This is a genomic window from Cupriavidus sp. CP313 (assembly GCF_054072015.1).
Map to the genome: position 1 here is coordinate 149,515 of NZ_JBSVZB010000020.1, position 26,078 is coordinate 175,592.

23 protein-coding genes are annotated in these 26,078 nt (G+C 67.3%); 13 read left to right on the forward strand and 10 right to left on the reverse strand.

Annotation, left to right across the window (positions count from 1 at the left end; translation table 11 throughout):
• Positions 1–5: 5 nt before the first annotated feature.
• From ACW4E8_RS25370 to ACW4E8_RS25385, 4 genes are all read right to left on the reverse strand, one after another.
• Positions 6–803: a crotonase/enoyl-CoA hydratase family protein gene (locus ACW4E8_RS25370; RefSeq protein WP_456807032.1), complete on the reverse strand. Its 798-nt coding sequence runs from the start codon at positions 801–803 to the stop codon at positions 6–8.
• A gap of 170 nt (positions 804–973) precedes the next feature.
• On the reverse strand, positions 974–1,927 hold the full coding sequence (locus tag ACW4E8_RS25375) for a Bug family tripartite tricarboxylate transporter substrate binding protein (RefSeq protein ID WP_456807058.1): 954 nt from the start codon (positions 1,925–1,927) through the stop codon (positions 974–976).
• A gap of 68 nt (positions 1,928–1,995) precedes the next feature.
• Complete coding sequence (locus ACW4E8_RS25380; RefSeq protein ID WP_456807033.1) at positions 1,996–3,423, reverse strand: amidase; 1,428 nt, start codon at positions 3,421–3,423, stop codon at positions 1,996–1,998.
• Between the two features lie 102 nt (positions 3,424–3,525).
• Positions 3,526–4,473, reverse strand: coding sequence for a LysR family transcriptional regulator (locus ACW4E8_RS25385; protein WP_456807034.1), 948 nt, complete (start codon positions 4,471–4,473; stop codon positions 3,526–3,528).
• Positions 4,474–4,621: 148 nt separating this feature from the next.
• On the opposite strand from ACW4E8_RS25385, the gene ACW4E8_RS25390 reads away from it, so the two are divergent.
• Genes ACW4E8_RS25390 through ACW4E8_RS25400 form a run of 3 tightly spaced genes read left to right on the forward strand, consistent with a single transcriptional unit; the run spans position 4,622 to position 8,046 of the window.
• The gene (locus ACW4E8_RS25390; RefSeq protein WP_456807035.1) at positions 4,622–5,851 is read left to right on the forward strand and encodes an acyl-CoA dehydrogenase family protein; all 1,230 of its coding nucleotides are present in this window, start codon (positions 4,622–4,624) and stop codon (positions 5,849–5,851) included.
• Positions 5,848–6,990 carry an NAD(P)H-dependent flavin oxidoreductase gene (locus tag ACW4E8_RS25395; RefSeq protein WP_456807036.1) on the forward strand — a complete coding sequence of 381 codons (1,143 nt, stop codon included), beginning with the start codon at positions 5,848–5,850 and terminating at the stop codon, positions 6,988–6,990. Before ACW4E8_RS25390 ends, ACW4E8_RS25395 begins: the two co-directional genes overlap by 4 nt.
• 51 nt (positions 6,991–7,041) lie before the next feature.
• Entirely contained in the window at positions 7,042–8,046 is a 1,005-nt protein-coding gene (locus ACW4E8_RS25400; protein ID WP_456807037.1) for a Bug family tripartite tricarboxylate transporter substrate binding protein, read from the forward strand.
• Between the two features lie 31 nt (positions 8,047–8,077).
• Here the strand turns inward: ACW4E8_RS25400 and ACW4E8_RS25405 are convergent, their stop codons facing one another.
• A complete protein-coding gene (locus ACW4E8_RS25405; RefSeq protein ID WP_456807038.1) occupies positions 8,078–9,646 on the reverse strand; it encodes an EAL domain-containing protein in 1,569 nt (522 codons plus the stop codon).
• Positions 9,647–9,962: 316 nt separating this feature from the next.
• Here ACW4E8_RS25405 and ACW4E8_RS25410 point away from each other — a divergent pair, with 316 nt between their 5' ends.
• The 9 genes from ACW4E8_RS25410 to ACW4E8_RS25450 all read left to right on the forward strand — a co-directional run bounded on the left by ACW4E8_RS25410 (position 9,963) and on the right by ACW4E8_RS25450 (position 19,303).
• The gene (locus tag ACW4E8_RS25410) at positions 9,963–12,767 is read left to right on the forward strand and encodes a monovalent cation/H+ antiporter subunit A (protein WP_456807039.1); all 2,805 of its coding nucleotides are present in this window, start codon (positions 9,963–9,965) and stop codon (positions 12,765–12,767) included.
• Positions 12,767–13,135: a Na+/H+ antiporter subunit C gene (locus ACW4E8_RS25415; RefSeq protein ID WP_456807040.1), complete on the forward strand. Its 369-nt coding sequence runs from the start codon at positions 12,767–12,769 to the stop codon at positions 13,133–13,135. Before ACW4E8_RS25410 ends, ACW4E8_RS25415 begins: the two co-directional genes overlap by 1 nt.
• On the forward strand, positions 13,132–14,673 hold the full coding sequence (locus tag ACW4E8_RS25420) for a monovalent cation/H+ antiporter subunit D (RefSeq protein ID WP_456807041.1): 1,542 nt from the start codon (positions 13,132–13,134) through the stop codon (positions 14,671–14,673). The genes ACW4E8_RS25415 and ACW4E8_RS25420 overlap by 4 nt, the downstream gene beginning before the upstream one ends.
• A gap of 3 nt (positions 14,674–14,676) precedes the next feature.
• On the forward strand, positions 14,677–15,180 hold the full coding sequence (locus ACW4E8_RS25425; protein WP_456807042.1) for a Na+/H+ antiporter subunit E: 504 nt from the start codon (positions 14,677–14,679) through the stop codon (positions 15,178–15,180).
• Positions 15,165–15,437 carry a K+/H+ antiporter subunit F gene (locus tag ACW4E8_RS25430; protein WP_456807043.1) on the forward strand — a complete coding sequence of 91 codons (273 nt, stop codon included), beginning with the start codon at positions 15,165–15,167 and terminating at the stop codon, positions 15,435–15,437. Before ACW4E8_RS25425 ends, ACW4E8_RS25430 begins: the two co-directional genes overlap by 16 nt.
• Positions 15,438–15,447: 10 nt before the next feature.
• A complete protein-coding gene (locus ACW4E8_RS25435) occupies positions 15,448–15,792 on the forward strand; it encodes a Na+/H+ antiporter subunit G (RefSeq protein WP_013956828.1) in 345 nt (114 codons plus the stop codon).
• A gap of 89 nt (positions 15,793–15,881) precedes the next feature.
• Positions 15,882–16,709, forward strand: coding sequence for a class I SAM-dependent methyltransferase (locus ACW4E8_RS25440; protein WP_456807044.1), 828 nt, complete (start codon positions 15,882–15,884; stop codon positions 16,707–16,709).
• A gap of 142 nt (positions 16,710–16,851) precedes the next feature.
• Entirely contained in the window at positions 16,852–18,498 is a 1,647-nt protein-coding gene (locus ACW4E8_RS25445) for a c-type cytochrome (RefSeq protein ID WP_456807045.1), read from the forward strand.
• Positions 18,499–18,616: 118 nt separating this feature from the next.
• Positions 18,617–19,303, forward strand: a complete 687-nt coding sequence (locus ACW4E8_RS25450; RefSeq protein WP_456807046.1) for a cyclase family protein — start codon at positions 18,617–18,619, stop codon at positions 19,301–19,303.
• A 49-nt stretch (positions 19,304–19,352) separates the two neighbouring features.
• Here the strand turns inward: ACW4E8_RS25450 and ACW4E8_RS25455 are convergent, their stop codons facing one another.
• The 5 genes from ACW4E8_RS25455 to ACW4E8_RS25475 are packed head-to-tail and all read right to left on the reverse strand — an operon-like array spanning position 19,353 to position 24,532.
• On the reverse strand, positions 19,353–20,360 hold the full coding sequence (locus ACW4E8_RS25455; protein ID WP_456807047.1) for a hypothetical protein: 1,008 nt from the start codon (positions 20,358–20,360) through the stop codon (positions 19,353–19,355).
• Between the two features lie 4 nt (positions 20,361–20,364).
• Positions 20,365–21,474, reverse strand: coding sequence for an N-acetyltransferase family protein (locus tag ACW4E8_RS25460; RefSeq protein ID WP_456807048.1), 1,110 nt, complete (start codon positions 21,472–21,474; stop codon positions 20,365–20,367).
• Positions 21,471–22,694 (reverse strand): hypothetical protein, encoded by a 1,224-nt coding sequence (locus tag ACW4E8_RS25465; protein ID WP_456807049.1) that lies wholly within the window; start codon positions 22,692–22,694, stop codon positions 21,471–21,473. Before ACW4E8_RS25465 ends, ACW4E8_RS25460 begins: the two co-directional genes overlap by 4 nt.
• 3 nt (positions 22,695–22,697) lie before the next feature.
• The gene (locus ACW4E8_RS25470; RefSeq protein WP_114135323.1) at positions 22,698–23,582 is read right to left on the reverse strand and encodes a HesA/MoeB/ThiF family protein; all 885 of its coding nucleotides are present in this window, start codon (positions 23,580–23,582) and stop codon (positions 22,698–22,700) included.
• Positions 23,579–24,532, reverse strand: a complete 954-nt coding sequence (locus tag ACW4E8_RS25475; protein ID WP_456807050.1) for a hypothetical protein — start codon at positions 24,530–24,532, stop codon at positions 23,579–23,581. Before ACW4E8_RS25475 ends, ACW4E8_RS25470 begins: the two co-directional genes overlap by 4 nt.
• A gap of 320 nt (positions 24,533–24,852) precedes the next feature.
• Between ACW4E8_RS25475 and ACW4E8_RS25480 the strand changes: the two genes are divergently transcribed.
• On the forward strand, positions 24,853–25,875 hold the full coding sequence (locus ACW4E8_RS25480; RefSeq protein ID WP_456807051.1) for a hypothetical protein: 1,023 nt from the start codon (positions 24,853–24,855) through the stop codon (positions 25,873–25,875).
• Positions 25,876–26,078: the final 203 nt, after the last annotated feature.

The following is a 26,078-nucleotide window of genomic DNA, read 5'->3' on the forward strand; positions in this document are numbered from 1 at the left end:
GCTGGTCAGTTGCCAGTGAACACCGGCGTGCGCTTGTCCAGGAACGCTTGCACCGCCTCACGGTGGTCGGCGGTCTGGTGCGACAGCGCCTGGAAGCCGGCGGACAGTTCCAGCAGCGTATCCAGGCGGGTATGCATGGCCTCGCGCATCAGGCGCTTGGCCAGGCGCACCGCGTGCGGCGGGTTGGCGGCGATGCGGCCGGCCAGCTCATAGGCCGTAGGCAGCAGCGCCTCGGGCGCGACCACGCGCGACACCAGGTTCCATTCCAGCGCCAGCCTGGCATCGATCGGCTGGCCGGTGAAGGTCATCTCGGCCGCCCGCGACAGGCCGATCACGCGCGGCAGCAGCCACGCGCCGCCGTCGCCGGGGATGATGCCGAGCTTGACGAAGGACTCGGCAAACTGCGCCCGCTCCGAGGCAATGCGGATGTCGCACATGCAGGCCAGGTCCAGCCCCGCGCCCATGGCCGCGCCATTGACCGCGGCGATCACCGGCACTTCCAGGTTGAACAGCGCCAGCGGCAGCCGCTGGATGCCGCAGCGGTAGTCCTGCCGGATTTCCATGCCCAGCACTTCGCCGGAGGCCTGGCGTTCCATGTCCTTGATATTGCCGCCCGACGAGAACGCCGTGCCCGCGCCGGTAATGACCACCGCGCGCACGCTGCGGTCGCCGTGGATGCGGTCGATCGCGGCCAGGAACTCCGCCACGGCGGTATTGCCGGTCAGCGGGTTGCGGCGCTCGGGCTCGTTCATCGTCAGGGTGACGATATGGTCCTGCTGGTCGTAGAGAAGGAAGTTGCTCATGGTGATGTCTCCGGATGCGGAATGCTGAATGCGGGCTGTGGTTGCCTGCCTTGGCGCCAAGGCTAAGCGACCGGCGCCCGCACCGTCCAATATTCATTTCTTCGCCAGTGATATTCATTGAATATCACTCGGAGCCCAGGGGATGCCAGCACTTTTGCTCAGCCCAAGCCTCAGTCCTCGGCCTGGAAGCCGGTCGCCTCCACGATCGGCTTCCACGCGGCGCGCTCCAGCTGGATGCGGCGGCGGCCTTCCTGGCCGGGGCGCGCCACCACTTCCAGGCCCAGCGCTTCCAGCTTGGCCGCAGTGGCGGCGTTGGCGGAGGCGGCGAGGAACATCTTTTCCACCTGCGCCACCACGTCAGGCTGGGTGCCTGCCGGGACGAACACGCCGTACCAGCTGGTGGCGTGGTCATACTGGCTGAAGCCCTGTTCCTTCATGGTGGGCACTTCGGGCAGCGCCTTGGCGCGGCGCGTGCCGCTGACCCCCAGGAAGCGCAGCTTGCCGCCCTTGTACAGCGGCATCATGCTGGCCACGGCATCCCAGCCGATCGACACATTGCCGCTGACCACATCCACCAGCATTGGCGATGCGCCGCGATACGCCGCGGGCGTGATGGCGATGCCTTCGGCCTTGCCCAGCGCCACTGTGCCCAGGTGGCCCGCGCTGCCGATGGTGGCCAGGCCCAGGCTGGCGCCGCCCGGGTTGCGCTTGGCCCAGCTCACGTATTCCTTCATGTTCTGGTAGGGCTGCTGCACGCCGGTGGCGACCGCGGTCGGCACATCGGTCAGCACCGCCGCGGGCACCAGGTCCTTGTCGGCATCGTATGACAGCTTCTTGTAGGTCAGCGGAAAGATGGTGAACAGGGGCGAGGGGCCGATGAACACGGTCTTGCCATCGGGCTTGGCGCGCTTCACGTAGTCGAGCGCCAGGCGCGCCGAGGCGCCGGGACGGTTTTCGACCACCACCGTGCCGTGGCCGTCCTGGCGCAGTTGCTCGGCATACAGGCGCGCCAGGCTGTCAGCGGCGCCGCCGGGGGCGTAGCCGACGATGATATGCATCGGCTCGGCATCGGCCGCGCCGGCCGGCGCGGTCATGGCGAAGGTGGCGGCAGCGACAGCGGTCATGGCCAGCAGCCGGCGCGTCAATCGGACTTGATGAGTCATGGCAGTCAGGGAACGATGTTGAGAAGGTGTCAGGGCAGGGTGGGCCACTGGCCCGTGAGGTCATGGACCGATTCGTACAAGGCCGCCGCACGCAGCAGTTGCGCGTCGCCGCGGAACTGCCCGACCAGCTGCAGCCCGATCGGCAGCCCGTCGCTGCCAAAGCCGCAAGGCAGGCTGATGGCCGGATGCCCCGTCATATTGAACGGCATGGTCCAGGGGAACCAGTTCGCGCGCACATCGGGATAGTCCTGGCCGTTGATTTCGATCTGGCCGAACAGGTCTTGCTCCAGTGGCAGTGCGGTGCGTGTGATGGTGGGCATGGCGAGCAGGTCGGCGCGTCCCAGCAGCGCCTGCACGCGCAGGAACAGCTGCGAGCGCTCGAACATCGCCTGCTGGTATTCCACGGCGGTGAATGCGGCAGCGGATTCCACCTGGCGCACGAAGGTCGGGCTCAAGGCATCGCGGTGCTGTGCCACGATCGGCGCAAAGCGTGTGCGCCAAACCGTGTGGTTGATGGCACGCCAGACGGGCTCGACATCGAACCCTTCGCCGCCGAAGGGCTCCAGTTCGGCGCCGAGCGCGCGCAGCTTGTCCAGGCTGGCCTCGAAGGCGCGCGCCACGTCCGCCGACACCGGGCGGCCCGGCGGCGCCAGGCAATACAGGATGCGCCGGCCACGCAGGTCGCCCTGCGGCTGCGCGGCGGCCACGTAGTCGGCGGCGGGCACGCCGATCGACCACGGGTCGCATGGGTGCTCGCCGGCCATGGCCTGCAGCATCAGGCCGGTGTCGGCCACCGTGCGCGTGGTCGGCGTCACGTAGGTCTGGTTGCCGAACAGGTCCTGGGCCTGGCTGTGCGGAATCACCCCCTGGCTCTGCTTGATGCCCACCACGCCATTGCAGGCGGCAGGAATGCGCGTGGAGCCGCCGCCATCGGTTGCCACCGCCAGCGGCGCGATGCCGCTGGCCACTGCTACCGCGGCGCCGCCGCTGGAGCCGCCACTGGTGCGTTCGGCGTGCCAGGCATTGCGGGTGCGCCCGAACAGCGGCGAATCAGTCAGGCATTTGGAGCCGAATTCCGGCGTGGTGGTCTTGCCGACCAGGATCGCGCCCTGCGCGCGCAGCCGCGCCACCGCCACGGCGTCTTCGGCCGGCACGTTGTCGCGCATCGGCACGGCGCCAAAGGTGGTGCGCACGCCGCGGGTGTTGACGATGTCCTTGGCGGTGAAAGGAATGCCGTGCAGCGGGGGCAGCGTCCGGCCGGACATCACTTCCGCTTCCGCCGCGCGCGCCGCGGCCATGGCCTCGTCCGCGCACAGCGTGATAAAGCAGTTCAGCACCGGCTGCAGCCGCTCGGCGCGCGCCAGCACCGCAGCGGTCAGTTCCACCGGCGAGATTTCCTTGCGCCGGATGCGCTGCTGCAGTTCGGCGGCGCTGGCAAGACAAAGCGCTTCGCTCATTGGACGGGCGTCTCCTGAAGATGGCCGCGTATGCCGGCTTCGGCGCGCGCAGGCGTGATGGCGATAAGCTGGCATCTTACAACCGGCCCGCGCACGCGGGGACTATCGCCGCCAGGTGCCATCGACGAGGAAGCGTTCGGCAAGCTCAGGGATGCACTGCGCCACCGTGCGCGCCGCCTGCGTGAACGGACGCAGGCTGCTGGCCGCCAGCACCACCGACTGGCGCATGGCGCGCTCGCCCAGCGGCCGGGCATCCATCAGGCCGCTGGCCAGTTCCTCCGCCACGGCGTGGTAAGGCAGCACGCTGAAGGCCATGTGATCGGCCATGATCCGCTTGACCACGGCGGAGGAGCCGGCCTCCATCACCACCGCCAGGCTGAATTTCTGCCGCGTGGCGAGGTCGTCCAGCAGCGTGCGGATGGCATTGGGCGGCACCGGCAGCACCAGCGGAAAGCGCGCCAGCTGCCGCGTAGCCAGCGGGCCTGGCCCGATGCCCAGCTCGCGGCACCGTTCGGCCAGCCGCTCGCTGCGCCCGACCAGCATCAGCGGGGTCTCGAACAGGCGCCGGTAGCTGTTGCGCCCGGCGGCGCGGTAGCGGTTGACCACGCCGAGATCGATCTCGCCCTGCGACAGGCGCGTTTCGATATCGCCGCTATATCCCTCCACGATGCGCAAACGCACACCGGGATAGCGCGTGCCGATCTCGGCCAGCAGTGCACTGGACAGCGCCGGCGACACCGCCGGCACCAGGCCGATGGTGACCACGCCGCTGACATGGCCGGCGTGGCCGCGCGCGGTGTCCAGCAGCTCGGTCGCCCCGTCCAGCAGCGGCACGGCCTGCTCCAGCAACTGGCCGGCGAGCGACGTCAGCGCCACGCCGCGCCCGTTGCGATAAAAGAGGGCGCCACCGATCAGGCGCTCCAGCGCCGCGACTTGCCGGCTGACCACCGACTGCGCCAGGCCCAGCCGTGCCGCGGCGCTGGTGACGCTGCCGGAGCGGGCCACCTCCACAAAGATGCCAAGTGCCTTCAGGGTAAGTTCGTCTTGCATGTTGCAGCGTTTTCGAGGCCAGCCTGGATTTGCTGGCAGTGGAATTCTGCTATGCATTGTAGGCATTGATCGATGCCATGGGAGGCGTCTATCGTCCCCTCTACGCCAGGGCCGCGCCCGATGGCCAGACCAAAAGGAGACATGCAGCATGCCAATCCACGCCGAGCATCATCCGCTCATCTCACTCGAAGCCCCGGAAGCCGACATGCTGGCGCGGGTCCAGGCCCTGGTCCGGGAGCAGATCGGGCCGCAGGCCGAGCAGGTCGGGCGCGAGGACGTTTTTGCCTGGGACACGTTCCGGCTGCTGGCGGCCGAGGGCGTCATCGCCACCGCCTTTCCGCGCAGCCTGGGCGGCACCGGGGCTTCGATGCTGCTGCGCGTGCGCATCATCGAGGAACTGGCGCGGGCATGCAGCACGGCTGCGTCGCTGGTCACCGGCACGGACCTGTCGTCGCGGCCGATCGTCGCCGGCGGCTCGGATGCGCTGCGCAGTGCCGTGGTGCCGAAGCTGGCATCGGGCGAGCTGCAGGCGGCCTTTGCGCTGACCGAGCCGGGTGCCGGGTCGGACCTGGCCGGGCTGCAGGCCACTGCGCGCCGCGATGGCGGCCACTATGTGCTGAACGGCACCAAGAAGTTCATCACCCGCGCGGGCGTGGCCGACATGTACGTGGTGGTGGCGCGCCTGGCAGACGGCCCGGCCGGCAGCAAGGGGCTGAGCGCCTTCCTGGTGCCGCGCGCCAGCGCCGGGATCTCGGTGTCGCCGACCATTCCCAAGATGGGCTGGAATGGTGTGCCGATCGCCCAGGTGTATTTCGATGAGGTAGCCGTGCCGGTCGAGAACCGGCTGGGCGAAGAAGGGCAGGGGATGGCGCTGGCGCAGGACACGCTGGTGCGGGCGCGCATCGGGCACGCCGCCATCGCGCTGGGCCGCATGAGCGGGGCGTTGCAGATCGCCGCCCAGTACGCGGATGTGCGGCAGGTATTCGGGCGCGCGGAGGGCGAGCATCAGGGCATCCAGTGGATGCTGGCGGACATGGGCGCACGCATCGAGGCCGCCCGCTGCCTGGTCTATGCCTGCGCGCAGCGCTACGACCGCCAGGATCCCGATACCTCGATCCATGCCTCGATCGCCAAGATGCACAGCACTGACCTGTGCATGAAGGTGGTGGTGGACTGCCTGCAATTGCTCGGCGGCAACGGCTACCTGAAGGCCTATCCGCTGGAGCGCTTCATGCGCGACGCCAAGATGAACCAGATCGGCGAGGGGACCAGCGAGGTGCACAAGAACCTGATCGGGCGCTACCTGATGAAGACCGCGGCGGCGATGCCGCGCCACCCGTGCCTGGACCTGGAACCCGACCTGTTCGGAGCCGCATGATGACGCACACGCCTGAGCAAGCGGAGCAGCCCGGGGCAGTGCATCTCACCAATCCCCTGTGCCGGCGGCTGGGCATCCGCTGGCCCGTGTATGGGCTGGCACACAGCATCGAAGTGGCCGCCGCCATCTCCAATGCGGGCGGGCTTGGCGTTTACGCGGCCGCGCGCGACGGCCCCGACGAACTGACCGGCAAGCTGCGCGACCTGCGCCGGTTGTGCCCGGATCGCCCGGTCGGCGTGGACCTGCTGTTGCCCACCGCCTTGCCGGGCGCGGTGGATGCGGACACAGTCGCTGCCGCGGTGCCCGAAGGGCACAAGGCCTTTGTCGACAGCCTGTTTGCCCGCTTCGCGGTGCCGCCAGCCACGCAGGGCAACTTCTTCTCGCAGTATGTCCGCTCGCAGGCGCTCTTCGAAGAGCAGGTCGAGGCCGTGGCGCAGAGCGACATCGAAGTCTTTGCCGCCGGCGTGGGGACGCCGGCCGGCACGCTGGCGCGCGTGCGCAAGGCCGGCAGGACCACCATGGCGCTGGTTGGCACGGCGCGCCATGCGCACAAGGCCATCGAGGCCGGCGTCGATATCCTGGTGGCACAGGGCTATGACGCCGGGGGCCATACCGGCCCGATCGGCACCTTCACCCTGGTGCCGCAGATCATTGCCGCGGCGCAGGGGCGGCCGGTGCTGGCCGCCGGCGGGGTCGGCACCGGGGCGCAGATTGCCGCGGCGCTGGCAATGGGTGCGCAAGGCGCATGGCTGGGCACGCTGTGGCTGGGCACCAGCGAGCAACAGCTGGCCGGCCCGCTGGCCGACAAGCTGATCGCCGCCGGCAGCGAAGACACCGTCATCACGCGCGCGCATAGCGGCAAGCCTTGCCGCGTGGTGCGCAGCGCCTTCTCGGACGCGTGGGAGGAGCCGGGCGCGCCTGCGCCGCTGGAGATGCCATACCAGCAGGCGCTCACCGGGCGGCTGCTGGCGGCCGTTGAACAGCACGCAGTGGCGCCGCTGATGTACGAGGCAGCCGGCCAGAGCGTGGCCTGGGTCCGCCAGGTTGAGCCGGTGGCAACCGTGATGCACCGCCTGGTGCAGCAGACGCGCGAGGCGCTGGCAGCACTGCGGCCTTACCTGGAGGCCCGCAGCGCCTGACGTCCCGCAGACCCTCAAATGGCAAAGACCGTGACACGCATGGAGACCCGCATGAACCGCAGACAATTCACCATTTCGACGATGCAGGCGGCACTGGGACTGTCCGTGCCGGCATGGCTGCCAGCCGCGGCGCGTGCGTCCGCGCCGCCCCCGCCGGCTGGCTACCCGGGCCGCGTGGTGCACGCCGTGGTGCCATATCCGGCCGGCGGCGTGGTCGATATCACCATCCGCACCGCCACGGACCGCATGTCGCTGGCCATGCCCCAACGCATCCTGGTGGAAAACCGGCCAGGCGCCGATGGCAAGATCGGCGTTGAGGCCGTGTCGCGCGCCGAGCCGGACGGCTACACCTTGCTGGCGGCCACGCCGGTGCTGTCGGTGAGCGAGAGCCTGTATCCGCAGACATCGATCCGGGTCAGGGACTTCCGCGCCATCGGCGCCGTGGCCGCGGTGCCGGCCATATTCGTGGTGGCGGAATCGGTGCCGGCCAGGACGCTGGCGGAGTTTGTCGCGTGGGCGCGCGAACGGCCGGGGCGCATCAACGTGCCCAACCCCGGCACCGGCAGCTCCATCCACCTGGGGCAGGAGCTGTTCTTCGAGGCCACCGGCATCAAGGCGGTCAATATCGGCTACAAGGGGCAGCCGCCGTCCGTTCCGGACCTGGGCCAGGGGCAGCTGCATTTCGCGCTGTTGTCGCAGTCGATTGCCTTGCCGCTGATCAAGGCCGGGCGCGTGCGCGCGCTGGCCGCCAACGCCGGGCAGCGCACCCAGTCGCTCCCTGAGGTGCCAACCATTGCCGAGGCCGGCTACCCCGGCATGCTGGTGCGCTCCTGGTATGGCCTGGCGGCGCCGGCGCGCACCCCCGACAAGGTGATCGCCTACCTGAGCGGGGTGCTGCAGCAGGCCATGGGCACGGCCGACGTGCGCGGCAAGTTGGCCGGGCTCGATGCGGAGATCCTGGCGCTCGACGCGCCGGCCTTCGACCGGCTGATCGCGGCGGAGCAGGTCCGCTGGGCCGCGCTGATCAAGGCCCGCAATATCCAGGCAAGCGCCTAGTCACGGCCGGCATCTCGCGGCGCGTCGCCGCTCAGGGGAGCGCCGGGGATGCCAGGTACGCCTGCAGGCCGTCTGCCGGCAAGGCGCGTGAAAACAGCCACCCCTGGCCGAACTGCGCGCCGCGCTCGCGCAGGAAGCGCGCCTGGCCTTCACGCTCGATGCCCTCCGCCACGACCTCGAAGCCCAGCGCCTCGGCCATGGCGATGATGTGCGGCGCCACGGTGCTGGAAGCCGCCTCGCGGCCGATGGTGTCGATGAACGACTTGTCGATCTTCAGCACATCGACCTTGAATACCTGCAGGTAGGACAGGCTGGAGTAGCCGGTGCCGAAGTCGTCGATGTAGATCGGATGCCCGGCATCGCGGAAGGCCTGGATGACTTCGAGCGCGGTCTCGGCGTGCAGGAAGCTGCGTTCGGTGATCTCGATGCGGATCTGCCGGGGCGCGATCCCGGTGCCCTGCAGGCGCGCGGTAAGTACGTCGAGAAATCGCGGCGAGCTGACGTCATCCGCGCAAACATTGATCGACACATAGAAGCCGGGCCTGGCGCGCAGCAGCGGGCCCAGCTCGGTGATGGTGCGGTCGAGCACGTGGTCGGTAATCTGCGGCATCAGCCCGGTCTGCTCCGCCAGCGTGATCAGCAGGTCGGGCGGCACCGGCTGGCCGTCGCGCTTCCAGCGCAGCAGCGCCTCCGCGCCCACGCAGCGGCCATCTTCCAGCGCGACGATCGGTTGGTAGTGCACCTCCAGCCGGCGGCGGCGCACAGCGTTGCGCAGCGCGCCCTCCATGGTCAGGCGGCGCGACATGGCGCGAAACACCAGCGCGGCCAGCAGCACGCCGATCGCCAGCCCCGCCACGACGAAAGAGCCTACCAGCATCGGCCAGGTGGCCAGCAGCGTGGTGGGCGGTGCCAGAACCACGGCCGCGAACGGAATCCGGGGGGAACGGCGCACGGAACTGCCGGGATTGTCGAGTTGGTCGGCGCCGTTGGCGTTGCGCTGGTATTCGCGCGCCATCTGCGCCACGTCGGCGCCGGTGGTGGTGGCGATGAAGACGCCCGTGGCAGTATTGACTGCGCCGATGTGCCGGCCATCGAGCTCGACGATGTCGACGAATGACTTGGGGTCGATCGATACGTAGTGGCCGTGGCGCCCTACCAGCATGGCGGGGCCGGGCGCGCCAAACGGGTTGTCGAGGTCGAACCAGTATTCAAAGCCCTGGGTGTCGCGCCAGTCCGGCTCGGGCAATGTCATATGCCGCCGGAAGACGTCGCCCAGCAGTGCCGAGCACAACTGGTAATTGCCGGCATAGCGCCCGGCATCGCGCAGGTGGTGGAAGGTGAAGGTGATGCGCCTCAGGCTGGCCAGGTTGCCGTCGGAGCAGGGCGCGTCGGGCAGGCCTTCCATTTCGTGCAGCGCGCCAGTGGCGTCTGCCATGACCATCCCCATGCGGGCGACGGCAGCATTGGCAAGCATCTGCAGTTCCGCCACCTCGCGCCGGGCGACTTCCTCTTCGGCCACGCGCATGCTGGCCGCAATCGGCAACACGGCCGCGGCAAACGCGAGTATCACTGCCATCGCAAGGAACAAAGGCCGCTTCATTGGTGTCATGTCAGCCATGCGTTGTCGAAGGGTACTACGCGCGCTCGCTGCTGCGCAGCACGCGCCATCGCCGCGCGTATTCAGATTCTTCCAGCAAAGCGATGAATTCTTTCGTGCGCCGCGCAATAAGGCAAGCATGACTTGCGCAATGCCGGCAGAATTCGGAAAGTAGGGGGCAAGACTGCCCGCATAGAGGACCTGGCCCATGACCACCGCCCCATTTGCAAGACAAGCACCATCGGCCCGGCTTGCCGCCCGGCGCGTCGACGGCCGGCACACGCCGGCCGTGACCCCGGGCAACGGCTGAGGGGGGCGCATGGCGCTGGTGCTGCTGATCGCGCTGCCCCTGCTGGCCGCGGCGCTGGCGTGGTTGATCGGCATGCGGGCCGCGCGCTTGCTGGCGCCTGTCGTCATCGGGTTGCCGCTGGGCGCGCTGGTGCTGCTGCTGAGCCTGCGCGGCGCGGTCTTCGAACAGCCGGGGCATGCGCTGGGCTGGCGCGTGGCGTGGCTGCCGCAGCTCGGGCTGGACCTGTCGCTGCGGCTGGATGGCCTGTCGTTCCTGTTTGCGCTGCTGGTGCTCGGCGTGGGCCTGCTGGTGATCCTGTACGCGCGCTACTACCTCGCGCGCAATGAATCCGCGGTGCGTTTCTTCTGCCTGCTGCTGCTGTTCATGGCGGCCATGCTCGGCGTGGTGCTGGCCGGCAACCTGCTGCTGCTGGTGGTGTTCTGGGAGCTGACCAGCATCCTGTCGTTCCTGCTGATCGGCTTCTGGTCATGGCGCACCGATGCGCGCCAGGGCGCGCGCATGGCGCTGGCGGTCACGGGCGGCGGCGGGCTGGCGCTACTGGCCGGGGTGCTGCTGCTGGGTCATATCTGCGGCAGCTTCGAGCTGTCCGAGGTGCTGGCCCAGGCCGGCAAGGTGCAGCACCACCCGCTGTACCTGCCGATGCTGGTGCTGGTCCTGCTGGCGGCCTTCACCAAGTCAGCGCAGTTCCCGTTCAGCTTCTGGCTGCCGCATGCCATGGCCGCGCCCACGCCGGTCTCGGCCTACCTGCACTCGGCCACCATGGTCAAGGCCGGCGTGTTCCTGCTGGCGCGGCTCTATCCGGTGCTGGACGGCACCAACAGCTGGTTCTACCTGGTCAGCATGACGGGGCTGGCCACGCTGATCGTGGGCGCCGGCCTGGCGCTGCTGCAGCGGGACCTGAAAGGGCTGCTGGCTTATTCCACCATCAGCCACCTGGGCCTGATCACGCTGCTGTTCGGGCTCGATACCCAGCTCAGCACGGTGGCGGCCATCTTCCATATCATCAACCACGCGGTCTTCAAGGCGTCGCTGTTCATGGCGGCCGGCATCATCGACCATGAAACCGGCACGCGCGACCTGGACCGCCTGCACGGGCTGGCGCGCTACATGCCGCACACCGCGGTGCTGGCCATCGTGGCATCGCTGTCGATGGCGGGGGTGCCGTTGTTCAACGGCTTCCTCAGCAAGGAAATGTTCTTCGGCGAGACCCTGGCGCAGGGCCTGCTGGGCGACTTCAACTGGGTGATCCCGACCGCGGCGACGATGGCGGGGGCGCTGACGATGGCCTATTCGCTGCGCTTTATCTACGGCGTGTTCTTCGGCGCCCGGCAGCCCGACCTGCCCAACTACCCGCCGCACGAGCCGCCGCGCTTCATGAAGGTGCCGGTGGAGTTCCTGGTGGTGATCTGCCTGGTGGTCGGGCTGGTGCCGGCCTATACCGTGGGCGACCTGCTGGCGGCGGCTTCGCTGGCCACGCTGCGCGCGCCCCTGCCAGAGTACAGCCTGAACCTGTGGCACGGGGTCAACCTGCCGCTGCTGATGAGCCTGGTGTCGATGACCGGGGGCGCGGCGCTGTTCTTCCTGCGCCGCGACGCGCTGCGGCGCCTGCAGCAGGCAATCGGCCACCTGAGCGCGCGCCAGTCATTCGAGCATGGCATGCATGCGCTGGAACGATTTGCCGCGGCCGTCACGCGCTGGCTGGAGAACGGCTCGCTGCAGACCTATGTTGCCTGGATGCTGCTGGCGCTGCTGGCCGTGCCGGCATACTTCCTGTCCGACCTGGACAGGCTCGGTGGCAGCGTGCCGGCGGGCGTCATCGACCTGATCGGCGCCGCCACGCTGGCGCTGCTCGGGCTGTGCGCGGTGGGCGTGGTGGTGACGCACCGCCAGCGGCTGCTCGCCCTGGTGCTGCTGGGCGGCTGCGGGTTGATGGTGTCGATGGCGTTCCTGCGTTTCTCTGCACCGGACCTGGCGCTGACGCAGATCTCGGTGGAGGTGGTGACGATCCTGCTGCTGGTGCTGGCGCTGTTCTACCTGCCGCGCGAGACGCCGGAGCGCGCCGGGGCTGCGCGCCGCGGGCGGGATGTGGTGCTGGCGCTTGGCGGCGGCACCTTGCTGGCGGTGGCGGCCTACGCCGTGATGACGCGGCCCTATGACCCGGTGTCTGCCTTCTACATCGACCAGTCCGTGCCGGGCGGCGGCGGCCACAACGTGGTCAACGTGCTGCTGGTGGATTTCCGGGGCTTCGACACCATGGGCGAGATCTGCGTGCTGCTGATCGCAGGGCTGGCGGTGCAGGCGCTGCTCAAGGGCATGCGGCTGGACACGCCGTCGGCAGCGCCCGATGGCCTGCCGTGGAGCAGCCAGGCGCATCCGCTGCTGCTGGCCATGCTGGCGCGGCTGATGCTGCCGCTGACGCTGCTGGTGGCGGTCTATATCCTGCTGCGCGGGCACAACCTGCCGGGCGGCGGCTTTGTCGCGGCGCTGATCACATCGGTGGCGCTGCTGCTGCAGTACGTTGCCAGCGGCGTGCGCTGGACCGAAGCGCGCATTGCGCCGGACTATCGCGCCATTGCCGGCGCGGGCATCCTGCTGGCGGGCCTGACCGGGCTGGGCAGCCTGGCCTTCGGCTATCCGTTCCTGACCACTGCGTTCGGGCATTTCCACATACCTGGCATCGGCGAGGTGGAGTTGGCCACGGCGATGATCTTTGACCTGGGAGTCTTCTGCACCGTGACGGGAACCACGCTGGTGATCGTATCGCACCTGGGCGTGCGCAACCTGCCGCCGGCACAGGCCGCGGAGGACGCCTGATGGCCGCGCTCTACGCCATGACCATCGGCATCCTGGCCGCGGGCGGCATCTACCTGCTGCTGCGCGAGCGCGTCTTCACCGTGGTGCTGGGGCTGACGCTGCTGTCGTATGCGGTCAGCCTGTTCCTGCTGGGCATGGGGCGCCTGTCGATCGGCCGGCCGCCGGTGATCGTGGCGGGCGCCAGCTATGCCGACCCGCTGCCCCAGGCGCTGGTGCTGACCGCCATCGTGATCGCGTTCGGCATGACGGCGTTCGCGGTGGTGCTGGCGCTGCGCTCGCTGGGGCTTACCGGCAGCGACCATGTCGACGCCGCCGGCCTGCAGGAGGGGCGCGATGCCGATGGCCGCAATCAGGAGCCGCGGCCATGAACCACGCCGTGCTGCTGCCCATCCTGATCCCCATGTTTGCCGGTGCGCTGCTGACCGCGATGCCGGCCCAGCGGCTGCGCGCGCAGCGCATCGTCTGCGCCGTGGCCACGCTATTGCTGGCGCCAGTGGCGGTGCACCTGCTGCGCCAGGCGGCTACCGGCGAGATTGCGGTCTATGCGATGGGCAACTGGCCCGCGCCGTTCGGCATCGTGCTGCAGCTGGACCGCACCGGCGCGATGATGCTGGCCCTGACCGTAGTGCTGGCCGTCGCCGCGCTGGCGGCGGCGGGAGAGGGCACGGCCCGGCAGGGCCGGCATTTCCATGCGCTGTTCCAGTTCCAGCTGATGGGCCTGAACGGCGCCTTCCTGGCGGGTGACCTGTTCAACCTGTTCGTCTTCTTCGAGATCCTGCTGATCGCGTCCTATGCACTGCTGGTGCATGGGGCAGGGCGGGCGCGCGTCGGCGCCGGGCTGCACTATGTGATCCTGAACCTGGTGGCGTCGTCATTCTTCCTGGTGGCTGTCGGCGTGCTGTACGGGCTGTCCGGCACGCTGAACATGGCGCACCTCGGCCTGCGCCTGGCCGGCCTGCCGGCCCAGGACCTGCCGCTGGCGGTGGCCGCCGGCGCCATGCTGATGCTGGTCTTTGCGCTGAAGGCGGCGCTGTTCCCGCTGTATTTCTGGCTGCCGCGCGCCTACGCCAGCGCCACCGGCCCGGTTGCAGCGCTGTTTGCCATCATGACCAAGGTCGGCATCTACGCGATGCTGCGTTGCGATGCGCTGATCTTCGGCGGCCCGCAGGGGCTGCTGGGGCCATTCCTGCATGACTGGGTGTTCGTGCTGGCGCTGGTCACGCTGGCGGTCGGTGCGCTGGGCGCGGTCGCCGCCGGCACGCTGCGCGCGATGACCAGCTACCTGGTGGTGGCATCGGTCGGTTTGCTGGCCGCCTGCGTATCGATGCAGACGCAAGCCGGCTGGGCCGCGGCGATGTTCTACCTGCCCAGCACTACGCTGTGCACCGCCGCGCTGTTCCTGCTGGCCGACGCGCTGGAGCCGGAGCCGGCGCGCGAGGACGGGGCCCCGGTCAGTGCCTCGCGGCTGGCGGGGCTGCTGTACCTGGTGGGCGTGGTGGCAGCGGTGGGGCTGCCACCGCTGTCGGGCTTCCTCGGCAAGCTCATGGTCCTGCGCGCGACCCCGCCGCCGTGGGTGCCGACGCTGTGGCCCGCGGTGCTGGTGTCGAGCCTGCTGCTGCTGATTGCCGTGTCCCGCACCGGCACGCGGCTGCTGTGGCGGCTGCCGCACGAGGCGGAGCGCGTGCCGGAAGGCGATGAATACCTCGACGAAGACCATCCCGGCGCGGCACGCCTGCGCGTGCGGCCCGACGCGCGCAAGCTGGCCTGCTGCGCACTGCTGCTGGCGGGCAATGTCGCGCTGACGGTATGCGCGCGGCCGGTCAGCGACTATGTGGCTGACGCGGCGGCGCAGCTGCTGGACCGCGCCGCCTATCTCCGGGCAGTGCTGCCCGGGCAGCCGGGGTAAGCCATGCTGCAGCGTCTGCTTCCCCATCCCTGGCTGAGCCTGATCCTGCTGATCATGTGGCTGCTGCTGACCAACAGCCTGGCCCCCGGGCACTGGCTGCTGGGGGCACTGCTCGGCTGGGCCATCGGGCGGCTGGCCGACCGCTGGCTGGTGCTGGGCGCCTTCCGCTTGTCGCGGCCCGACCTGATCCTGCGGCTCAGCCTCCATGTGCTGTTCGATATCGTGAAAGCCAACGTGGAAGTGGCCATCATGGTGCTGGGCCCCACCGCGCGCCTGCGCCCCGCCTTTATCGTGGTGCCGCTCGATGTCGAGCACGAACTCGCCACCACCGCACTGATCAGTATCGTCTCGCTCAGCCCCGGCACGCTGTGCGCCGAACTGAGCGACGACCGCCGCGCCTTGCTCGTGCACGTGCTGGACCTGGAGGAAGAGGCCGCGCTGGTCGAGCTCATCAAGTCGCGCTATGAAACCCCGCTCAAGGAGATCTTCCAATGCTTGCCATCGTGATACCGGTCTGCCTGGTGATCCTGGGCCTCGCCTTCCTGCTGACCCTGGCACGGCTGCTGCGCGGACCCAGCCTGCCGGACCGCATCGTGGCGCTGGACACGCTGAATATCAACACCATCGCGCTGATCGTGGTGCTAGGCATCAGCCTGGATTCGGCACTGTTCTTCGAGGCCGCGCTGCTGATCGCGGTGATGGGCTTCGTCGGCACCGTGGCGCTGTCCAAGTACCTGCAGCGCGGCGACATCATCGAATACTAGGGAGCGCCAGATGCTGCATCCTGTTGCAGAATTCATCGTGTGCGCGCTGCTGCTGGTGGGCAGCGTGTTCATGCTGGTCGGGGCGATCGGGCTGTTCCGGCTGCCGGACTTCTTCATGCGGCTGCATGGGCCGACCAAGTCGACCACGCTGGGCGTGGGCGGGGTGGTGCTGGCCTCGGTGGCGTACTTCAGCTTCCGGGGCGATGCCAGCCTGCATGAACTGCTGGTGACCGCCTTCCTGTTCCTGACCGCGCCGATCAGCGCCCACATGCTGGCCAAGGCGGCGCTGCAGCGCCAGCTGCCGGTCGATCCGCGCACGCGGGGCAGCGGCTGGATGCCGCGCATCCGCGATTAGGTCTGGCCGCCACGGTTTACTTTCGCCGCAATGTGTCCTACACCCAGTCAGGCGATGCCGGCATCTTCCACGCCAGGGCAGGGGGTTTCATGGACTTGCAACACTCGGACAAAGTCTTCGCGGGCGCGATTCCGGAAGTCTATGAGGCCTTGATGGTGCCGATGATCTTTGCGCCATACGCTGCCGACCTGGCTGCCCGCATCGCCGCGCTGCAGCCGCGGCGGGTGCTGGAACTGGCCGCCGGCACCGGCGTGCTGACCCGGGAAATCGCCGGGCGGCTGCCGGCCGATACCATGATCGTTGCCACCGACCTCAACGCGCCGATGCTGGCGCGGGCCGAGCAGGCCGGCACTAGCCGCCCGGTGCACTGGCGCGAGGCCGACGCCATGGCGCTGCCCTTTGCCGATGCCAGCTTCGACCTGGTCGCCTGCCAGTTTGGCGTGATGTTCTTCCCGGACAAGGGCCGCGCCTTCGCCGAAGCCCGCCGCGTGCTGGTGCCGGGCGGCATGCTGATCTTCAATGTCTGGGACCGGCTGGAATTCAACGCCTTTGCCCGCGATGTCACCGGCGCACTCGCCACACTGTTTCCCGACGCACCGCCCGAGTTCATGGCCCGCGTCCCATATGGCTACCACAGCCAGTCCACCATCGAGCACGATCTGCGCCTGGGCGGATTCCGGTCATCCCCGGTCTTTGAAACCGTCGCGGCAACCAGCCGCGCCAGCGCCGCCCGCATCCCGGCGGTGGCACTCTGCCAGGGCACGCCGTTGCGTGCCGACCTGGAGCGGCGCGGGCCGGATGCGCTCGGCCAGGCAACCGACCATTGCGAACAAGCGCTCCTGGAGGCTTACGGCGCGGGTCCATTGGCCGGGCCGATGCAGGCGCACGTGGTGATGGTAACGGCGCTCGCCGGGTAAGGCTGCCCCGGCAGTTCGCCGCGGCGCCACCTGGGCGGTGGCCTGGCTGCAGCGGTTGGCTTGAGGCAGCACGGCTCCTCGGCTACCATCAGCGCGGCGCGGTCCGGAATCCGCTGGCGCGCACTGTCGGACGATGACTACGATGCCCCTTGTACGACGCGTGCTCGCGATCGGTCTGCTGTTAGGTTCGCTGTCGGGATGCGATTTCCTGCGCGGCTATGCTGAAGGCGAATCCGCGGTCATGCGGGACTTCAGGGCCGGGGATCGTGCCGACGACCTCGGGGCGGCGCGCTTTGTCTTCGATGACTTCGGCGGCCTGAGCACCGATACCCTGGAGACCAATGCGCTGCCGTGGAAGCTGGCAACGACCGCGCTGCTGCTGGCCGGCGGCCCCGGCGTTCCTGTCACCCAGGACGCCTTGCGCCGGGCCCTGCGCGAGTTCGGCTTCATCTATCCCGATGCGGTCCGCAACTGGCCGCGCCAGCAACAGCCCAGGTTCGACAAGCCCCTGGGCGTGGTCAGCGGAATGATCGGCCGGGACATCCCGAAGATCCGCCTGGAGGTGTCCAACCTGGGATGCGCATCGTGCCATGCGGGCATCACCTACGGCAAGGACGGGCGTCCCACCAACGATGTCTGGCTGGGGCTGCCGAATACCTCCCTCAACCTCGACGCCTTCGTCGCCGCGGTCTATCAGGCGGTGAAGCGGGTGAAATCCGATCCGGAGAAGCTCCTCTCGGCCATCCACCAGCTTTACCCCGATACAAGCAAGGAGGAACTGGATACCATCCGGAAATTCGTCTGGCCGCGGCTGGTGAAACGCGTGGCGGAACTCGAAGCCAGCGGTGACGAACCACTGCCGTTCAGCAACGGCGCGGCCGGCAGCACCAATGGTGTCGCGGCACTCAAGTTCCAGTTTCATCTGCTCTCAGCGGGCATCGCCGCCAGTGGTTCCACCTCGATTCCGGAACTGGGCTACCGCAGCCTGCGCTCATCGCTGCTCTACGACGGCGTCTATACTAGCAAAGGCGCGCCGCGCTTTGCGCCGGTAGCGCCCGGTGCCGCCGATGATGCCGGGCGGCTGGCGCATATCGTGGCCTTCTTCACCGTGCCGACCATGGGCATGCCGCCGGATCGCGCCGGCCGCGCCATTCCGCAGGTGGAAGACGTCATGCGGTTCATGGCCGGCTACACACCGCCGCCGTTTCCGGGCCCGGTTGACCGCCCCCGCGCCGCGCGCGGCCGCGCCGTCTTTGATGCGCACTGCGCCCAGTGCCACGGCAGCTACAGCCAGGACACAGAGCGCCCGCGCCTTGTAAGCTTCCCCAACCGGCTGGTGGCACAAGCGGATATCGGTACTGACCCGACACGCTGGCAAGCGATCGATCCCGGCCTGCTGCAAGCCATCTCGCGCTCCGAGCTAGGCAAGCATATCGACGCTGCAAACACCGGGGGCTATGTCGCGCCCATCCTCTCCGGCGTGTGGGCGACGGCACCGTACCTTCATAACGGCTCCGTGCCCACGCTCTGGCATCTCATGCATCCGCAGGCGCGGCCCAGGCGCTTCTGGGTCGGCGGTCATGCACTGGACTATGGCAAGCTGGGCATCGCCGGCAGGCTCGAAGCGGACGGTACCTGGGCCTATCCGGCCAGCTACCAGCCGTGGTCGAAACCCGTGCTCTACGACACTGCGACAGCGGGGCGCGACAACCGCGGCCATGAACAGGCGTTCTCGACCCTTGCCGAAAGCGACAAGGATGCGCTGCTGGAATTCCTGAAGCTGCTTTAGCCTTGTGGGTTGTCCCGGGTCATGACTGAAAGGCTCACGCTGCCCCCTTTGGCAGCTTGACCCGGCTGAAGGCACGGCAGTAGCATCCGTTCAGCGCAACCAGGATGGAGCGCAGAAGATGATTGTCGATCTCTCTCATGTGTTCCACGACGGGATGCCTGGCGTCCTCTTCAAGCGCGAAACCGGCGAAGCGGTCGAGCTGACCGCGCATATCCGGCCGTTCATGACGCATGCGCAATCAGGCTGGCACTACGAGGGCAAGGCCTCGTTCGAGATTTCCGAGGTGGCGTTCCAGACATCCGTCGGCACCAAGCTGGATGCACCCCGTCACCGCTTCGAAGGCGCGGAAGACATTGCTGCCCTCGATCTCAGCCGGCTGGTGCTTGACGGCGTGGTCATCGATGCCCGCCACGCGACCCCCGGCCAACAATTTGCGTGGAATGACCTGCAGTTTCCCGAGCATCTCGCAGGCCGGGCGGTGCTGGTGAATTTCGACTGGGATCGTCATTGGGGGACGGAGATCTATCGATCGCACCCGTTTATCTCACGCGACGTGATCAGCCGGCTCTGCGATGCGGGCATTGCCTTGTTCGGGGTGGACTGCGCAAACGTCGACTCCACCCAGGATCCTGAACGCCCGGCGCACACCCGGTTTCTGGGACGAGGCATCCTGATCGTCGAGAACCTCACCGGACTGTCGCGCTTGCATGGCGTGCCGTTTCGCTTCTTTTCCATCCCGCTGAAGGCGCGGGACGCGGCAGCTTTCCCCGTCCGCGCTTTCGCCGAGGTGCGCGAAAAGGCATAGCCAGGATCGCGACCTGGGTAAGCGCAGCAGCCCCGCAAGCGTCGTTGGCTCAGGATGCTTGCATCAGCTCTGCAGTGGGGAGTCTTGCGCTCCGCGGGATGCCCCGGACCGGCACAGGCCCAAAGCGCATGATGTTCACGAGCCGGTTTCCGCGCGGCAAGCGCTGGCTTTCGGCAAGCAGGGCGGCATGGCCAGGCGAATCGGCCAGCGCCGACATCGGCACGCCGGCAAAGCCCCTGGCGGTCATGGCCAGCCAGAACCGGTACCAGCGGCGCCCGATGTCAAAGCTCGTGACGTCGGGTGCGGCATGAATCAGGACGATCCGGGCCGCGCTTTTCACTTTTGCGCTTTCCGATGTCAGCAGGCCGCTCAGCGAAAGCGCCGAGAGCAGCCGGACCACGCGGGGTCTCAGCGCAATCGACGCGCCCCAGGCTTCCCACCGCGACAGTGCCATGCATTCGGCCGAAAGCCCGTCGCGCGGCCAGCCTGGATCTTGCGGTGACAAGCGCAGCCAGTGGTAGAGCTCCTCGGCAAACCGTGGGTCATTCAATCCCGCAGCAGCGGCGTCGTCATACCAATTGGCGATTTGCGCCGTGCTGTTCTCGCTCGCCAGCGTGACGAACTCCGCGTGGGCCGCAGCGCATTCGCCCAATGACTTGATCTGCGGCGGGGTCGCGCGGAGAAACTTGCCTCGATAGGCGCGGCGCGCGTCCACGAAGGCGGCAAGGGGATCCGGGCTCGCACCTGACGTGATCAGGCCAGATGCGGCCGGGCGCAGGCCCTGGGTAGCGGCCGGGTAGGGCAGGCCGGAGACCTCAGGCTGCGTGAGCCCCAATCCAAGCGTCGACAGCGCGATGGCCATGCCTTCCCAGGCCATGCCCAGGGCGATCTGGTTGTCCCGCCCGGTGGGGTCGCCCACGGCTAGCCATCGCGCAGGGTCTTCAAACAGTTCAACCTTGTCGCCGGCAAAGCGCCAGCGAGCGGGCTGGATATTGTGCGCGCTGGGCGCGCGGCCAGCCTGGGCAACGAGGGTGAGTTGCTGATCGCGTGTGAGCATGTCGCTAGATGGCTTTCCTGAAGAGATGCAGCCGATGCAGTGGCCTGGCGCCCATCTTCTCCATTTGCTTCAGGCTGGCGCCGTTCGAATCCGACACCCAGCTGATGCCCAGGTGCGAGTACCCGGCGCCGCGCATCGCCTTGAGCAGATGGTGCAGCATGACGCCATTGACGCCGCGGCTGTGGTAGTCCCTGCGCACGGAAAAAAAGATGATTGCCGCACGCTTGCGGCTGGCGCGCAACCTGATCAGATGCCAGAGCGTTGACAATTTCAGGCGGAAGCCGGTGGCGCGCAGAAACGGGTTGAGATCCGGCACGCACAGCAGCACCCCGATCGGCTCCCCGTGGAAATAAGCGGTATAGGACAGGCGCTCGTCGATGATCCACATCATGCCGGCGCAGGGAAACAGGAATTCCTCCTCCGTCAGCGGCACGAACATCGGGTTGCTGGCGAAACCATCGTTCAGGACAGCGCATGCTTCCAGCAGGCGCCGGTCAAAGCCGCGCCGCCGGATCGGCTCGAATTGCCAGGCGGGATCATCCAGCAGCGCGCGCTGCTTGCTCCCGATCAACTGCTCCGGATCGTAGCGGCGCACGTCAAGCTCGAACGTGCGCATCGGAAAGAACGGCGCGAAACCGCATGCCTGGAGCAGCCTGGCAATATGCGGCGGGGTGTATTCCTGGTAGGTGTATGGCGGATGCTCGAAGCCCTCGGTGACGATGCCGATCATCTGCGTGATCGTCAGGTTGAAACTGCCAGCCAGTTCGTCGCAGCCGTTGTGCTTCACCCAGCCCGCCGCCGCATCGAGCAGCGCTTGCGCGACCTCCACGTCATCGACGCAGTCGAACATGCCGAAGTAGCCGCGCTTCTGGCCGTATTGCTGATTGGATGCATCGTGGATATGGGCCAGGATACGGCCCACGATCCGTCCGTCCCGATGGGCGGTGAACCAGGTGCGGCGCGCAAACTGCCGGAACAGCGGGTTCTTCGCCGGATCCAGCGCGCGCGCAAGATCCCCCTTCATCGGCGAGACAAAATGCGTATCGCGGCCATAGCAGGCGAAGGGCGCCTCGAAGAACGCGTCGAAATCGCCTTCACGCAGCACGGTTGTCATGCGGCCTCCCGCTGCCCGAGATGGCGCGCCAGCCGCAGGATCACCGCCGCGCGCAGCTCGCCGATGGCCGCGTTGGCGCCTTGCGGCAGGTTCAGCAGCACCACCTGCGCGGGCTGGCGCGCGATCAGCAAGGCATGGGTCATTTCATGGCGCTCGAGCAGGTCTACCAGCTGCTCCGCAGCCTCGACCCGATCGCCTTCGCGGATCCTGGCCCACGCCCTGGCGTCGCCGATCGACACGGGCTCACGCCGCCTTCCTGCCAGGTCGAACAGGGCGTCCAGCGCGTAGCCAGCAAGCTCCGCGTTGCCGAGCACCACATGGTCGGCGGTCTGCGGCAGGCGCCTGAGCGAATGCAGGAAACCCTCTGGCGTATCCAGCCGGGCATGGAGCAGCCAGCGCAGGAACGCGTTGCCATCACCGGCCAGCGACATGGCGCGAATGCGGACAAAAATGGCGGTCAGCAGCACCCATGCGATGGCAACGGGCATGCCGCGCAGGCCAGCCTCGGCAAAGCCCGGGCCGGGCCCGCGCGAAGCCAGCGCCATCACGCTGGCCAGCACGACGGCGAAGAGCAGGGCGGCTGCGATATGCGCGAGCAGCCCGCGCACGACCCGCTGCGATTCCGACAGGTTCAGGAACACATAGACGAATGCCAGCGCCCCAAGCGCCCCCAGGCGAACCGGCACATGGCCGAGTTCCTCGCGGAAGTCGGTGGCCGCGAGCGGGACGGCCAGGGCCACGACCACCACCACCGCCCGGGCCAGGCGTTCCTCGTTGTCGGACAGCTCGGCATCGCGCAGCCACAGCAGGAACCAGCCATTGCTTGCCGTGACCACCGCGAAGCAGCCAAGGAACGCCAGCAGCAGCGGCGTATTGCCCGAAAGATCGGTAAAGAGATTGATGACGAAGAACACCACCGACACGCCCAGCGCCAGCAGCTTCAGCCACAACGGGTGGTGGCGCCGCACCAGGTGCTCGGCAAACAGGGTCATGGCAATGGGCAGCAGCGTTGCCGCTGCAAACACCAGCTGCGCAAGCAGCGTGCCGCCAAACAGCCAGGAAAAGCCCCGGACCGCCAGCAGCGCCGTCAGCACCCCGAACAGGAACAGGCCCGTGCCGGCCCCGGCCTCGCGCCGGGACCAAAGGAAATGCAGGTAGAGCCCGCAGCCCACCGCGCCGAGCCAGGTAACGGCCACATCGCTTGCCAGGGCGTCAATCACACGTCAACCCTCATCTCGCATCAACCTCGCCATGAAGCGCCGTACCAGCGCGCGCACGGCCCATGCCGTCAGCGCATTGCGCGGCGTCTCGACACGCATGCTCCAGGGATTGAAGAAATAGCCGCGCACACCTGCCAGCCGCGGCCGACCGAGCACCAGCTTGATCGCTTCGAACGCCATCAGGTTGCCCGTGGTGATCACCATCGGCGCAAACGACATGCGCTTGCGCTTGCCGGTCAGCAGGTCCTTGGCGATGCCAAGCTCAACATGCCGGACGGAACTCGAGTTGACCATCACATATTCCAGTTCCTTGCCCAGGCATTCCTGCCTGACCTCCGGCGTCAGGGACTTCCAGTCCATGCCGGCCGTGGGATAGGAAAGACGTTCCTCGGGCCGGGGATCTTGCGGTCGGACGACCGTGACGGAGGGCAGGGGAGCGGTATAGGCGTCGATGACGGTCGCACCATGCTCCCGCGCCTTGCGATAGAGCGCGATGCCCGCGGCCATGTCATCCATGCCGTTGACCACGATCTTGTAACGGCTCAGCAGGTCATCGAGCTTGTCGGTCCACTCCGCGCCGAAGGTCTCGATGGCAAGTTCCGGGTTGATGCGCCGGATCTGCGCCACGGTGGCCTCGACCTTGTTCACGCCAACGGTATCCAGGCTGGCAAACACCTGGCGGTTCAGGTTCGACACGTCGAACGCATCGAAGTCCGCCAGCGCAAAGCCGCCGATGCCCACCCGTGCCAGCGCCTGCAGGCAGGCGCCGCCCATGCCGCCGACGCCGCAGATCAGCACCCGTGCATTGCGCAATTGCTGCTGTTCCGCGTCGGTCACGAAACCGATGTTGCGGGTGGTGAATTCCTCGTATGAAAAGGGTGGAATCATTGGCTTTCCCTTGCGCGCAGGCCTCCCATCGGCTCGCGCGGATTCAGCCAATGGAACAATGGCAGGACGATCCGGCCGACAGCCAGGAACGCGATCTGATAGAGGATGGCGGGCAGGGAGTCCCGAGGCACTTCCCGCAACAGGTATTTCCGTGCGCTGGCCAGGTCCAGGCAGGCGATCTGCAGGAAATCGTCGCCGCGCTGGTAATCAAGTTCCCGCTGGCACAGTTCGTTGGCGCGCTCGTCGCGATGCTTCGGCGCCTGGTCGAAGGTCTTCTTGAGATTGTCCGAGCCGCCCGTATAGGCATCGGTAATCACGAAGCGCGCCTCGTCAAATCCCGCCGCCCGGTCAACACCAAAGACATGCCGATGCGATTTCATGATCTCGCGGGCCACGCTCAGGTGTTCAAAGCTGCGCCGAGACGGCTCAAAGGGATTGGGATAGGCCGTGACAAAGACCTCGGCAACCTTGCCGATAATGGCCGGCACCTGGGTCACATTGCTGATCCAGATCGGGCGCAGGCCGCGGCGGAAGAAAAGCAGGATGCAGGTCAGCCCGTACAGCACCCACGACAGTCCTTGCGTGCGATAGCCCGGATCGACCATCACCAGCCCAAGGTGAATCGCCTCGACCGGCCGGCCCTTGATCTCGATCGGCATGACCGACAGCGCATTGAACGCAATCGGCTGGCCGCTGACCCGGTCATAAAGCAGCGTGATCACGGCCCGCCGCAGCCTTTCAGGGTCGCCGGAAAGCACCCCGTAATCGAGATCCTTGCCGATTCCCCGCTGCACGATGCCGCGCATCTCGGCCAGCATGGTTTCGAGCTGCTGTGCGTCCATCCACAAGCCGGGCCGCTCGACGACCCGGATCCGGACGGATCGGCTGGCCTTAAGGCTCAGGTCCAGGTAGCGCAGCCGCTGTCGAAAACGCCCGATGAATTTGAACATGCAGGTTTGGCTGGTGCCTTGTTCTTGTGTGGCCGGACTGGGAGGCAAGTGTGGATTGGAGCATATATCAGCACGTCCCCGGTGTCACGGGCGGGACAAAGCGAGCGGAGGGCGGGCGTTCGCCTTTAGAACTCCGGGGCGGATCAGCGACGTTGTGCGTCCACGACAACCCCACTTTCTGCTGAGGTTTCCGGCATTAACGCAATGCTAAGCTCACATGCTGCGGATTCCTTTTGCTTGCGCTATTGGCGCAGATCAGCAAATGGATCCGCGGTTGGCGTTTGCCGACGCCATTCATCATTCAAACGTAAAAACAAAAAATGCTCAGGGTCGCTATTTCCAGATATATCCCGGTCATCGCCTGTATCGCCACGCTGGCAGGTTGTGCCACCTTCCATAATGCCGAGCCGTTCCCCAAGGAGCAGCAACAGATGACGGTCGACATCAGCAAGGAGCTGCCGTCGACATGGTCTGAAATGCCGACGGGCGTCCATGTCGTGCCCAACACGCGCCTGTTCGTCAGTGGCCATCAGGCCGGGCAGGGCGCGTCGATCCTGTTTGGCCCCCTGGGCGTGCTGGTCGGCAGCGCCATCAATGCGGAGCGCGGCAAGTCGCTGCTCGGTGACGACAAGGCCCTGGCCAGTCATGACCTGGTTTCCGCCACCGAGCAGCTTGTGAAAGAGGGCATTGCGGCAGATGGTGCCGGCAAGCTTAGGTACGGCCCGGCGACTCCCAGTACGGCGCAACTGACGTTGATGCCTTTTGGCGTACTGAGCTTTATCAACGACACCGACGTACGGCCCTACGTGGTGGTAAAGACCACGCTGAAGGATGCGTCGGGCACGCAGGTATGGAGCACCCGGTATATCTCCGCCAGCGCCGAGGCAAAGCCCTTCACCGGCGACAACGGCTGGTTCAAGGATGATGCCCGCCCGCTCAAGCTTGCCTTCGAGCAATCGCTCAAGCGCAGCATCGACGTAATGCTGCGCGATGTCGCAGGCAAGACCCAGCGCGATACGGCCAAGTGGACGTATGTGGGCGGCCAGTATGCCTTTGTCAAGCAACCGCTGAAGGTCAAGGGCAATATGGTGGTCGACGAGCCGGACTATATCGCCTTCACCCCCCGCCTTGGCGATGTGATCGTATTCACCGGCGTCAATATCTTCGACCGCAAGATTGTTTCGATCACCGATGCCACGGAGCAGGACCCGAACATGGCGACATTCGAGTTGCCGGCGCCGGCGGCCAAGGATGAAGCTGTCAAGGCTACTGACGCACCTGCAGCACCGACGGGCGCTGCAGCAACAACGGCCGCGGTGACGACAGGGTCGCCGAACCGGTAATTGTTTTGCTGGCGGCTTCCGCTTTCGAACAGACGAGAAGCATGCCAGCCTTGGCAAGGGGGTGCGACATTCCTATTTGGCCCAAGTGCGACATTGCTATTTGGGTCCAACAATGTCAAAGCTAAATTGAAATGTCCGGTCTCTGGCTAAGTTGAAATGTCCGGTTAACTCTCGACTTGCTTGATCAGCTCTGGGGTGAACGT